The organism is Parendozoicomonas sp. 209JJ7-1, from assembly GCF_058147085.1.
Genome location: NZ_JBYVJU010000027.1, coordinates 1 through 11,893 on the forward strand (window position 1 = coordinate 1; position 11,893 = coordinate 11,893).

At 46.7% G+C, this 11,893-nt stretch carries 16 protein-coding genes; 9 read left to right on the plus strand and 7 right to left on the minus strand.

Annotated elements, in window-relative coordinates:
* Window positions 1-342: hypothetical protein (locus tag ACY2RQ_RS18520; RefSeq protein ID WP_490114489.1), on the plus strand; the 342-nt coding region annotated here is incomplete at its 5' end.
* Between the two features lie 122 nt (window positions 343-464).
* Here ACY2RQ_RS18520 and ACY2RQ_RS18525 read toward each other — a convergent pair.
* The 7 genes from ACY2RQ_RS18525 to ACY2RQ_RS18555 form a co-directional block, all read right to left on the minus strand.
* The gene (locus ACY2RQ_RS18525; protein WP_490114504.1) at window positions 465-731 is read right to left on the minus strand and encodes an AbrB/MazE/SpoVT family DNA-binding domain-containing protein; all 267 of its coding nucleotides are present in this window, start codon (window positions 729-731) and stop codon (window positions 465-467) included.
* Between the two features lie 576 nt (window positions 732-1,307).
* Entirely contained in the window at window positions 1,308-1,445 is a 138-nt protein-coding gene (locus ACY2RQ_RS18530; RefSeq protein ID WP_490114490.1) for a hypothetical protein, read from the minus strand.
* A 906-nt stretch (window positions 1,446-2,351) separates the two neighbouring features.
* Window positions 2,352-2,531, minus strand: a complete 180-nt coding sequence (locus ACY2RQ_RS18535) for a hypothetical protein (protein WP_490114491.1) — start codon at window positions 2,529-2,531, stop codon at window positions 2,352-2,354.
* A gap of 918 nt (window positions 2,532-3,449) precedes the next feature.
* Entirely contained in the window at window positions 3,450-3,815 is a 366-nt protein-coding gene (locus tag ACY2RQ_RS18540) for a hypothetical protein (protein WP_490114492.1), read from the minus strand.
* Window positions 3,815-4,471: a ParA family partition ATPase gene (gene parA / locus ACY2RQ_RS18545; RefSeq protein WP_490114493.1), complete on the minus strand. Its 657-nt coding sequence runs from the start codon at window positions 4,469-4,471 to the stop codon at window positions 3,815-3,817. The genes ACY2RQ_RS18540 and parA overlap by 1 nt, the downstream gene beginning before the upstream one ends.
* Before the next feature lie 515 nt (window positions 4,472-4,986).
* A complete protein-coding gene (locus ACY2RQ_RS18550) occupies window positions 4,987-5,571 on the minus strand; it encodes a hypothetical protein (RefSeq protein WP_490114494.1) in 585 nt (194 codons plus the stop codon).
* A 145-nt stretch (window positions 5,572-5,716) separates the two neighbouring features.
* Window positions 5,717-7,075 carry a hypothetical protein gene (locus ACY2RQ_RS18555; RefSeq protein ID WP_490114495.1) on the minus strand — a complete coding sequence of 453 codons (1,359 nt, stop codon included), beginning with the start codon at window positions 7,073-7,075 and terminating at the stop codon, window positions 5,717-5,719.
* 367 nt (window positions 7,076-7,442) lie between these two features.
* Here ACY2RQ_RS18555 and ACY2RQ_RS18560 point away from each other — a divergent pair, with 367 nt between their 5' ends.
* The 8 genes from ACY2RQ_RS18560 to ACY2RQ_RS18595 form a co-directional block, all read left to right on the plus strand.
* On the plus strand, window positions 7,443-7,685 hold the full coding sequence (locus ACY2RQ_RS18560; protein ID WP_490114496.1) for a hypothetical protein: 243 nt from the start codon (window positions 7,443-7,445) through the stop codon (window positions 7,683-7,685).
* 78 nt (window positions 7,686-7,763) lie between these two features.
* Window positions 7,764-8,477 carry a P-type conjugative transfer protein TrbJ gene (gene trbJ, locus ACY2RQ_RS18565; RefSeq protein ID WP_490114497.1) on the plus strand — a complete coding sequence of 238 codons (714 nt, stop codon included), beginning with the start codon at window positions 7,764-7,766 and terminating at the stop codon, window positions 8,475-8,477.
* Window positions 8,477-8,689: a hypothetical protein gene (locus tag ACY2RQ_RS18570; RefSeq protein WP_490114498.1), complete on the plus strand. Its 213-nt coding sequence runs from the start codon at window positions 8,477-8,479 to the stop codon at window positions 8,687-8,689. The genes trbJ and ACY2RQ_RS18570 overlap by 1 nt, the downstream gene beginning before the upstream one ends.
* Window positions 8,690-8,691: 2 nt before the next feature.
* Window positions 8,692-9,933, plus strand: coding sequence for a P-type conjugative transfer protein TrbL (gene trbL / locus ACY2RQ_RS18575; RefSeq protein WP_490114499.1), 1,242 nt, complete (start codon window positions 8,692-8,694; stop codon window positions 9,931-9,933).
* Window positions 9,934-10,002: 69 nt separating this feature from the next.
* Window positions 10,003-10,464: a hypothetical protein gene (locus tag ACY2RQ_RS18580; RefSeq protein WP_490114500.1), complete on the plus strand. Its 462-nt coding sequence runs from the start codon at window positions 10,003-10,005 to the stop codon at window positions 10,462-10,464.
* A 176-nt stretch (window positions 10,465-10,640) separates the two neighbouring features.
* Window positions 10,641-10,907 carry a hypothetical protein gene (locus ACY2RQ_RS18585; protein ID WP_490114501.1) on the plus strand — a complete coding sequence of 89 codons (267 nt, stop codon included), beginning with the start codon at window positions 10,641-10,643 and terminating at the stop codon, window positions 10,905-10,907.
* Window positions 10,907-11,278, plus strand: a complete 372-nt coding sequence (locus tag ACY2RQ_RS18590; RefSeq protein WP_490114502.1) for a type II toxin-antitoxin system death-on-curing family toxin — start codon at window positions 10,907-10,909, stop codon at window positions 11,276-11,278. Before ACY2RQ_RS18585 ends, ACY2RQ_RS18590 begins: the two co-directional genes overlap by 1 nt.
* Window positions 11,279-11,650: 372 nt before the next feature.
* Window positions 11,651-11,893, plus strand: a 243-nt coding sequence (locus tag ACY2RQ_RS18595) for a hypothetical protein (protein ID WP_490114503.1), incomplete at its 3' end; no start/stop codon positions are given.

Consider the following 11,893-nt stretch of genomic DNA (forward strand, 5'->3'; position numbering starts at 1 on the left):
TTTTCTTTGCCAAGTCACGAAGAACGGTTCTTTGGTGCTTTAAGTGCGTGTGAATTGAATGGGTCAGGCATACAGGACTACAAGGTTGACCTTATTCAAAAACAGACTCACGAGGCGGGAGGGGGAGTATCTTCTAGGATACTGCCAAATGATGAAATTGCTCGTCTTGAGAATGATGTGAAATACAAGACAGAAGAGCTTGCAAAGGCCGAACGCCGGATAAAAGATGATCCAATAGAATTAGAATGGGTGATTTATATAGGAAGGCCTTCAGATCGCAGGGTAGGGGAGCTACCCAGATTTCCATCTTTAGTGGGTTGCTTAGAGTCTGTTTTATCCTAATGGACTGCTACGATTCTCCACAAATATCCGCTTCCAAAAACAGTGCCGGTAATTGATTTTACCGGTACTAGTGACCGGAAATAACCGCATAGCCTTACGATTCAGTTCAAATTTTTACGTCATTACGGCAGCTCCTGGCCTTGGGGAGCATCACTTAGCCAGGCCTGATCTTCTTGGTTGAGTGCAAAGGATTCAGGAGGCGAAGCAGCCAACAACTCTTCGAGAGAAAACTCTTGGTGGGTGCAAACCGGTTTGATGAGGATTAAGCCACTCTGTGCCTCAATTTCTATGAGACAACCAACTTCTAAACCAGCTCTGGCGAGAAGCTCTTCTGGTAATATTACAGCTGCACTATTATCCCAGCGCTTAATTTGTGCTTTCAGAGTAATTCATCCTCCCTGAAGTCCATAATAGCAACTGTCTAAAAAGTCATCTTACCTGGGCTTTATGGCTATCACAGAACCTCGGACCTTAGGTATAGGACAGTCGCAACAAAAGCCAAGACTGTAAATTCTTCCCCCTTTAAGGCGTCAAGGGCGTCACTACTGTAAATTTCTCCTCCTTTTTCAGTAACAACGGCAGTTGATTTGTGTCTCGCAGAGCAAGATCCATTGAGCCGGGAACCGGCGAATACGGAAGGTGATGAGGTCTGCAAAGTTTACTTTGTAGGCCTACATCACATATCTTGCCCTGTAGTTTCGAGTTACTTTTGTACACCAAGGTATATTCTTCACATATTGACGCTTGTTAGGCCAATAAAAGCATCCGATGTACTGAAATCTACTAAAAATATACTCCGATGTACTGGGGTGTACTAAAAATGTACTACCAGTGTACTCCGATGTACTAACTAAGGGGGCTGGTCATGACAAGCAAACATCGCAGCATTTAGTGTTGATGATCCCGGGAAGTATTGTGACTCCATTCCAAGGAACAGAGCTGCCCGGCCGGAATAGATCTCATACCTATACAAACCAGCTGCTGGTTTGTTTTACCACTTCATTTACACCACTCACCACTTTTACCCAGCATCCAACAACCCCAGCCATACAGAGATGCCAGAATCCAATTTCCTTCATCCACTTTTTCATTTTCTCGTACATCCTGTATTCCCTTAATTGTTATCTGTAATAAGAGATCAGGCTAATAGTGGGGTTAGGCTGCTTGTCAAGGGGGGGGCCACCCAGGGGCCTAAAGAAGATTTTCCCGATAAACGGCTCTACTTCTAAGGTTCATAAAGGACTGATGCCGGTACACGAACCTAAAGGTTCAAATTAATTTCAATTTTCTTCTGCAAACGACAGATTCTGGCATTGAAACAGAGAAGAGCTGCGCGGAGATGAGGGTAATATGGGGCTGGTAGCAATTGCGACTGCCCTATGGTGGTTGTTGTTTGTTACCATGAACGAACTGTTTCCTTTAGTCAGAATGTTCGTCTTGATTCCTGAGTAAATAACAGTATCTTTGAAGGTTATCCGATGCTGAAACGACAGTATCAGGATAAAAAAATACCTCCGATTGGAGGTATTTCTAGCGCGGAATATCAGAGTCCCCGACCAAAGTTCTTCTGATTTCCTTTTCTAAACCCCGGAGGGCTGATCTGAAAATTACGTAAAACGGAATCATAAGGGAAACCTATACCGTTTTGGTATCATACGCAATATGTCAAAAGTGCATATTGTTGGGACTACCATCAGCTCTCCTCATTATGAGGGCGATCATTCAATGATCAGGGATCTGATTCGTTTGATTGATTATGTGAAAAAAAATCCTGTGCCTTCGGGCTTTGTTTTGTCATTCATACCTATCACTCTGGTGTTATGGCTGATGATTCAGCTGCAATAGAAAAGGGCCCAATGGCCCTTTTTTATTGCAGCTGAACAGCTTCGCCAAGCTTCTGCAGCATATCCACCAAAGCATCGATAGTAAATTTGCTGGCCTTCCCGGTAATCACATCCAGCAGTCAGGCAGACTCTTCCTGCTTCATATGTTGTAGTACAAGACATTCATCACTTCTTTTTGACTTTGCGATCTGTTTTCCTACTCTCAACCTGGGAGCCCAACTCCATCTTCACATAGATGCCAAAACCGGAAAGGCCGGACTTTTCTAGGCTTTGACGAGCAGCCTCCCTGACAAGAGTTTTCTCATCATCCGTCACATCACCCGTTATCTCAAACTGAGCAGCCATAGTATTTTATCCATTAAAACAACCGCTAAGCGTAGGCTACAAAACAATACCAAGCAGACTATTTTCCCTCGTCTGCATGCAACGCTATACCCTTACTTTTGTTTCTATCAGGAGAAATTCTGTTTCATGCATGTAGAAGTGGGGCTGTAGACAGGTTAGAGGCATTATTCGGACACGATCCAAACCATCACCAAAAAAAAGAGGCAGGCCACGGCAGTGGACACAGGAAATTGTCGAAGATGAGTAGCCAAGGTAATAACCGCATCCGTCATCGCTTTCATAGATGAATACACCATAATTGTTTTGATTCTCCCGGCCGGTTTATACGACCAGAACCTGGCAGCCTTTCGCAGGCCTGCAGTAGCAGTCTTCCAGTGTGAATATTGAAAGTGTGTCTAAAAGCCTTTAGGTTTGACCTGAAACAGAAGCGATTGGAACCTACTTTTATCCTTGGTGACACCAACAAAAAATTTTATCGCGCATAACCTGTCACCCTCGTTCATACCCCATCACGATATATCAACGCTCAAAGTGCCATATTTCCCATGGTATGATGGATAAGCCGAAGGGTTCGGCTAAACATAGAAACTGTAGTTAGAGGGATTTATGGCCAGTTATTACGTGAACAACACTGCCCAAACCACTGGTGAACACGAAGTACACAAAGAGGGGTGCCCGTGGATGCCCGGCGCGTTGAACAGAACATACTTAGGAAACTTCCAGAGCTGCCAGAGCGCAGTACTTGAAGCGAAAAAAACTTACCACAATGTGGATGGTTGTAAACACTGCTCACCAGACTGCCACACTCGCTGATCGCTGAATAGAGAGCCCACCTCCGTCGTAGGCTCTCACCTCAAAAATCGGTGAGCAATATTTATCACTATTATTAATTATAAAGATTTAAATAATTAAAATGATTTAAATCTTTGGTCTCCCTGGCTTTACGGGTTCCAGCCCTTCAAACAAAGCATTCAGCTTATCACCCGATACTGCATCCAAAGCATGTAACGCAGCCCTATAAATTTCTGTCTTGCTTACAACAAGTCCTTTGCGAGCCATCTTACTCTTGATCTTTTCGATCAGCGCATGGTCACCCTCTGGTAACAAGAACCCATCACGAATCAGTTTTGTTTGTGGAATCTTCTTTGGTGGATGTATAACAGCAGATTCGGAACAAACTTCGCGTAACATTGGTGTATCTGCTCTGGAAAACCTGTCCTGGTTACTTTCCTTCTGTGCCGCTGACGTCTGCTTCAGTTTGTCAGCCATGGATTTACGCGTCATTACTTCACCCCCAGAACAGACAGAACGTCATCAGCCAATACGTTAATCTCTTCACTTGCCAGTTTGGCCTTGCTACCAAGGTCGTTCACTGAGGAACCGTACAAGGCAGCTTCCCGGTAAGCTGTCCGGCGACGCAGCTGGGCATCAAGCACCGGCACCCCAAAGTCATTCAGGATCGTCACCACTTCACCTGACAGGTTTGTGTTTTCGGCCTGGTTGATCACCACTCGAGCCTGCAGCTCTTCATTCAACCCCTGTACCTGCTCAATGAGCGACACAATGCCCTGCGCAGCCCACAGATCAACCGGAGAAGGAATAACAGGCAGCAGGGCCAGATCAGAGACCAGCAGAACAGACTGGGGAACAGGTGAGTCTATGGCCGGGGGGCAGTCCACAATGATGATGTCGTACTGGTCAAAAATCTTCTGCAGCTCCCTGTGAGTCTTGGCCCCGGCTTGAGACAGCCCTGATACAACAGCAGGAAAAGGAGTATCTTCTTCCGCACTGGCAGACCAGCGCAGAGCCGACCCTTGAGGGTCTGTATCAGCCACCATGACGCTGAAACCGCGCTGAGCCAAAGTGCCCGCCAGGTTCATAGTGACCGTCGTTTTCCCTGGACCACCTTTCTGGTTAGCCACCGCGATGATCTTTGCCATACCCTATTACCCTTTAAATCATTTAAACATTTTAAATCATTCAAAACATTTTAATAAATAACGTACCAGCAAAGGTAACCCGAAACAATCACATCCCCAAACCATCAAGCCACGATGTATCTGTGAAAGGTACTGCCGTGAACCCCAACTAAACCGGCCCCACTGCCAGCGAGAGGCCTTGAACCCAGTGTTTTTCAGGGGCAAAAGCCATTGGAAGAAGCCCATAAGTAGTAATAGCCATTGGATATAACACGGTTGTCATATTTCCTGACCTAATACAAAAGGCTAAGCAACAAAGGTTGCACCACCAGATTTACGTGTCATACAATGTATGACAGATGGATGTGTGCGGGGATTTTCATCGAAGCTAGACCATTGCTTGATGAAAGGTATTCCATTCGCCGCCCTGAGAAGGGTTCCAGGAAATCTGGTTACGTCTGGCAACAGACAAGAGCACCCGAGATTGTTTTATGTAGAAACCTGCCTAACGGCGGGTTTTTGCTTTTCTGGCCTTTTCAAAGTCTTGGCCTGGGCGGGGGTTCCCCCGCAGTAACCTTTTTCAATATCAGGCCAAACCGTGTCCAGCCCCGCTTATTCTTGGCAGGCGGCTGAGTTCTGTCATAAGGATGCATGGTTTCGATATGAATCTTGGCCTTGCCCTTTACATGTGGCTTAATTGAGTAGGCAACCTTTATGGCCTGTGAGACCCCATTACTGTCGTGATATTCTACCATTAGCCAGTTCTGGTGCCGGCCGTTGCCGCTTGGGTATGATTTCTTGCCACCCCAAGCTTCCATAAAGCCTTCAAGTTTCAGGCTAAGAGCGTAACGATCTGGACAGAAATAACGTTCATTCCCATTGTGGTCTTTAAGGATGAGTTTCCCTTCCCGAGAATCATCAGACTTCAGTTCTTCCGTATAACAGTGATTTGAAAACAAACAGAACGCTGTGACTTCACCATGTACACCCAAGTCAAATGTGATGTCTCGAGAGAAAAGATGCTTCAATATGTACGACTGACCCTGAAAGGAAAGAACACCCTGGTGATACATAGCGACCCTGCTGAAAATCAAGAATCCCATAGTACCTGATGTCGACATCTGATGCTGTGAATACAACAACCACAAAATCTTTTAACAGCGGGCTATCGATGAATCACTCGAACTGTCGATCACAGCAGAAAGGCCTGTACCACGGATGCCTGGCCATAGGCCAAGCTGTATAAACAATAGCTAACGCCCCCAGTTAAGCGGGACAACTTGTCTCACTATCTTTTGGTTCTGGTTTTCCCAATCTGTACCACTTGGCACGGCTCATATTGAGTTTCTTCCAGGGTTTGTTTCGAGAAAGGGAATTAGTCTCATACTCTTCCCGGCTTTGCTTCCAGCCCTTTCTGGCCTTGTCTCGCAGGCTCTGGCGTCGGGCTATCTCTGTATCGCTGATAATTGTCGATAGCTGCAGCTCTTCCTCTGGCTCAATGCTAAAGGCATCGACCAAGTACTGGTTCTTAGGGGTGAACAGGGGCGGGTATTGCTTTCCACAGAACTCGACTGTCTTCCCTGCAGCTGTTTCCCGAGTCAGACGGTATAAGTTACTGGTCTTGTCCCGGATCTTGCCTTCATCCCAGTGGGGCGCAGCCTGCAAACAGAGTTGGCGAAACTCGTTCCACTCATCTAGAGGCCTCATAGCCAGTTCTTTGCTGTAGCGTAGGGCAAAGAAGTTACATAGCCAGAAGGCCATGGGCTCTCGCAAACCACCCCCCATATCCCCGCCACGGAGCTCTATCAGCTTCTGTAAGTCACACAGACGACTCCAGTTGAGGCTGTTAAGGGTTTTCCACGTATGGGGCTTAAACGGCTTTACAGCGCCCTTCCTGGAGCGCTTATTGTTTCGGTTGGAAGGTTCAGGCAGCGGCGGCAATACCTGCTCTGTCAAATCATTAAAGGCGTATTGTTTGGGATCAAGAATATCGTAATCGGTGTTTACCCAGATAACCCGCACCGCCCGGCCGGTTTTCTGGTTGATGGTACGCACCACTCTTAGAACCCGGGAAATATCCCGGGCATTGGCATCGGCTCCCAACGTCTCAAAGGCGTTCACCAGAGCTTTCTGGAGGGCTTCCCATCGGGGCAACGCCTGCCGTGGCAGAGGTTCATGGAACCACTTCAGCTGCAACCCTTTACCAGAATCTACCACTAGGGATGGCAGGGGGATGCCCAGCTCTTCACAGGCTAGGGACAGTCGGTCGAGAATCCCGGCTTCACTCAAACATGCCAAGCCAGGAAAGCGGTAATAATCCAGATCAACGAACGCCACGCCCACATGAGCCAGATTCACTTTGCGGCGGTTGGGTTTAGTGAACACTGCCTGGCTGATCCACCAATCCACGTCACGGCGATCTTGGCCGACCAGGGTCAATATCTGAGGTAGGTCGCGCAATTTGTAGGACTTTTGATGAGCACGGCTTTTCCCACGCTCACGGTGCAAGGTCGTGAACCATCCCCACTTCTGTACATCCAAGTAGTGGCCGGTTTCCGCTTCCGATGACAGGTCGATGGCGAGCTGCCCTGTTTGTATTTTCTGCTTGGGCTCTGTTATGCTCATAAAACAGAACACGGCATATGAACGGTCATTGACTGTTTCCTATGTCTCGGACGGCTCAAGGTGAATGTTTGGCGACAGGTAACCTTGGGCCGTTTGTCTTTTCAGAATCTTTAAATTCTCTGCTGCAAGTCCGCAGCATTCCTAAGCTAACACATCTTTTTTCCCGCAAAAAGCTCACCTTTATCCGTGTTATAACCTTGCCAGACTCGGAATAGAACACGGATCAAGTATCTCAACAACAAACAAAAAGTCAAACTCGATATCTCAGTATATCAATATTGATATACTAAATAAGCACATTTCAACACATCAAAAGTTTACTTTTGATGTGTTGAAATGTATGATTTTTCCTGAAATGGAGAAACCTATGGAATTGAGCAAATATCGCCTTCTCTTTTCTGCTCACAATTTATCAGGGTGCGAGCTCCTTCGAACCGATGATGAAAAGTGGATCATGAGAATCAGCCGGATGGGAGGAGAGCAAAGTGTTCTGCAAACGCAAAGAAAGGCAGATAGGAAATTCAAAACTCTGGATGCAGCTTATGTTGTAGCAAGAGAGATCGGCTTCACAAAGGTGACCGTTTCAGACCTTATAGATACCCAATCTTGACATAATCGCGATTACATAACCCTGGCGAAAGGCCATAACCAAAGAGGTGAAAATAAGAACAGAGACGAGGTGCTCAGGATGACACGTAGAAAAAAAATAAAGATGGTTGTTTTGACGTTGGCCATGTTGGGAGCTGGCCAGAGTCAGTCGTCAGGGATACCCGTTGTTGATGTGGCCAACGTTGCTCAGAGTATTCAGCAAACGTTGAACTCAGCCATTCAAATAAACAACCAGGTTAAATCAATTCAGTACCAGGTGCAGAGCCTTGAAAACCTTGGTCGGTATGATTGGGGAAACACTACCAATGCTCTGAACCAACTTTCCTCGGTACTAAATACCACTCGATCTCTCGCATACACCATGGCCAACCTTCAAAGAGAGATAGATAAATACAAACCACTGGAACACCAAAGAAACAATCCATGGACTGCAGATCAATACAGTAATCGTTCCCAGGAACGTTCGGCAGCAACAATGGCCACGATCCAAGGGACTATGTCCTCAATGGGTGTTCAGTATCAGCAGCTGAATGATGAAATAGCCCTCATGGAACGTTTGAAATCGTCGGTTTCTGGTTCAACAGGACAAGTACAAGCAATTCAGGCCGCAGCTCAAATTTCTGCTCACCAGGTAGAGCAGCTGCAAAAAATGAAGCTGGCCATCATGACACAAACTCAAATGCAAGCCGCTGTAGAGCTTGCCAGACAAGAAGAACAAGCAGAGAGGCAGGCAGCGTGGGAACGCTTCATAAAGCCTGCATCAATCACTAAAGGCGATGAGGGAGAGTTCTGATGAAAAGCATCACTATGGGATGTGTGTTGAGTGTGTTTGTTGTTTTGGTTGGGTGCTCTGATCCTGCACCAGAACCACCTAAAGGTGATGTATGGGGAGAGGGTAAACCACCTGCTCATCTTACAGAGAAGGAGATCCAGGCGGCGGAGGAAGAGTTTAAGAAGTTCATGACTCCCCCAAAGATTAATCGGGAAGACAACCAGGAGTTTTGATAATGAAGCATGGACGTATTTATTTAGCTTTGTCTGTCCTGAGTATGCTTTTACTCCCGTCTGTTAGTTTTGCAGAGCTTAATACTAACAACATGCTGGACACTATCTTCCTACAGTACAAAGCGGCAGCTCAACCCTGGGAGTCCACGCTTACAGCAGCTGCTACATGGCTGTTTTGGACGTTGGCGGCTATCGGACTTTCTGTTTCCGCTTTCAAAGAAATAACGACTGGAGAACCGGGTTTTAACACCTTTATTGGACTGCTTATTCGTTGGGTTATGGTGACGGGTTTGTTCTGGGCACTCCTTAAATATGCTCCTGAGTGGGGGGAGATTATTGTCAAAAGTTTCCGCCAGGCTGCAGGCCAGGCAAGCGGAACGGTGGGATTATCTCCTTCATTAATTTTTGAAGAAGGCATGTCAGTAGCAGGATTGATTCTCGGTAAATCAAAGATGTGGGCGGCAGTCACGAACACTGCACTTATTCTTGCTGCATTTGTAACGGTTGTTCTGTTCGCAATGCTGGCATTGGAAGTGTTGAAAGCTCTGGTTCATATGTATGTTGCGCTATTCGGCGGAATCATCTTTATGGGGTTCGGTGGATTTGAATTCACAAGAGAATACGCCATGAACTACTACAAGCAGATGCTGATTGTGGGAGCTAGGTTGTATGCCATTCAGCTTGTCATTGGCATTGCTTTAAGCGTAATTCAGAGTTGGACAGGTCAGCTCAGCGCCGAGCCTGAATTATTTGAAGTACTGGGTCTGATCGGGGGAATTATTGTTCTTCTCATGCTGGTTCAGTCGATACCAGACATGGTGTCTGGCTTTATCACAGGAAACTTTTCAGGAGATGGTCACGCGACATCTCAAATTGCGTCCATTGTGACAGCGGGTGCTGGTATGGCTGCAGCGGCAGGGGCGGCAAGTACTGCGGCAGCTGGCTCCACCGTTGGTGGTACTGCTGCTTTACGCCATGCAGCAGGACTGGCCAGCGATCAGGGAGCAGGCGATGCTGGAGGATTAAGAGGAGCTGCCAGCATGATAGGCAGAACAGGTGCCAACCTCGCTAGTGCAGTTATGGCAGACGCTAAAGACCAGATGGCCGGCAACCCAGGCAGCAACTCTGGCTATGCATCAGTTCGAGTAGGTCAAAGCCTGAAAGAGCAAAGAGAGTCTATACGAGCTGCTCTAGATGCAGCCTCAGCAGAAGGGGCTATGGCAAATTCAATAGAACCAAAGTAACTAGGTTGCATGAGGGGTGGTAGGACACCCCCCATGCGGCACACCGTAGCTAACAAGAGGAAACCTACGATGGCCATCAAAGCTTACAGAAGAAAGTTTGGCGTGACACTGGACTTAACGTTTGAGCTGCCAGAAATCACAAGGGAGGCCTTGGAGCGGTATTGCGATTGTTACGATATCGACTTCCCACTCCCTGACCTAGCAATTGAAGCTCAGCAAGACCTACAAGCTATGCTAATTGCTGAACCACGTTGTGTAGAAATGCTCATTCGGCAGTATCTCACCAGGTCTAATTTGGACACGGCCAAGTTTGATTCTGACTTCAATGAGTATCTGGAGGAGGAGTACAAACGCAGTCAGACACTCCCCGATCCCGAGCATAGGGACTACTTCGAGGCCAGCAAAGAGGGCGGCATGTATATACATTCCCGAGGTGCTATGTGGGAATCTCAGAGCCTGAAAGTTGACCAGATGAGCATAAGGCTTTTCAACGAGTCCTACCCTATGATCCCTATTTCAGAGACAGCGTAACCCTCCCCAAAAGCCCCTGAACAGGGGCTTTCTACTACTTGAACCCTTGTCTAACCCCATTGTCAGAAGGTCTAACGACAGAACCTTTGACGGGAGGGGGATTTCATCCCATAATCTTAATTGTGTACTGCAACACACATTATTCAGATAAATTTATTCATATTATGGTTACTCAAATGGCACAAGTAGAGCAGATACATACCGATCTGATCACGACATCCAGTGATTTCAGGCGGCAGCCCTCCGGGGTAATGGATGAGGCAAAGAAGAAAGGACGGCCTGTGGCCATCCTGAATCACAGCAAGGTAGCGGGATATTTCGTTCCAGTTGAGTGCGTAACTGAAGCTCGGGACGTTAAACCGCTTACCGTGGGTGATTTGCCTCTGGCAAAGAAACTGATGGAAAAGCATAAGGAGCGGCTGGAAAGCCTCGCAAACCGATAATGATTGATGCGCAATTCGTTGCTGAAGTACAAAAACAACTCATTCAGCAAAAGGGACTGTCAGTGGCTGCGGCTGACATGGGTAAGCTGCAGGCTGCTTTGGCAAGAGTTGATAACCGCATACAGTATGGATTGATTAGTCATCCGATTGAGATAGCCGCCTGGTATGCCACAGCGATTGCTAGGGGGCACTGTTTTCCCGATGGGAACAAACGGACAGCCTATATGATCCTGGTGACATTCCTAGAGCATAACGGCTTCCCCTTTCCTATGGAGAGAGCTGAGATCCTGGAAGACAAACTCGTTGAGCTTGCAGCCGACCAAATCACTACAGATCAACTCATCGACTGGCTAGTGTCTTTGTTCCAATAAAGTCCAGATGTGGCAAAAAATAGACTAGATGTGGCAGAACTAAGTTTTTGCCACTCGTAGGGGTTCAATGCCCAACCGTACGAAAACGTACGCTAAGGAAAGTTAGTAGGGAAAAAGCTCCCTTTTGAAGTTTTTCCCGCTTTACCTCCTAAATCACAAGTTTGGAGACAGCAGATCGGGCTTAACGTACGTTTTCGTTCCATTGAGCAGTAGCCCCCATCTATCTCTTAATCATTCACCAGGCCGAAAAATAACTTTGGTGTATGCCTGCAAATAACTTTAATTTTCATATGGTTTTGGTTCTGATATAGCAATGGCAATCTCAAGGCTGGCAGCAAGCAGATTGTCTTTTTAATTGCTATTGGTAGAACCATGAAAAAACTAGAACTATTGAAAGAAGTTGAAGACCTAAAAAAGAGAATTGCAGCCTGCAGTCGCGAGTACGAGGTGAAGCTTGATCGTGTGGTCATTGAACACCATCAGAAAGCTCTTGAGGAATTCGAAGAATTCTTTAAAGGGCAGAATTTCCAAGTAGCCACATCGGAGATGAGATCCTCTGGAAATTCAGGAAAAATGAAAAAAATAACTGCAACATATAATGAACTGTCTTTTTCG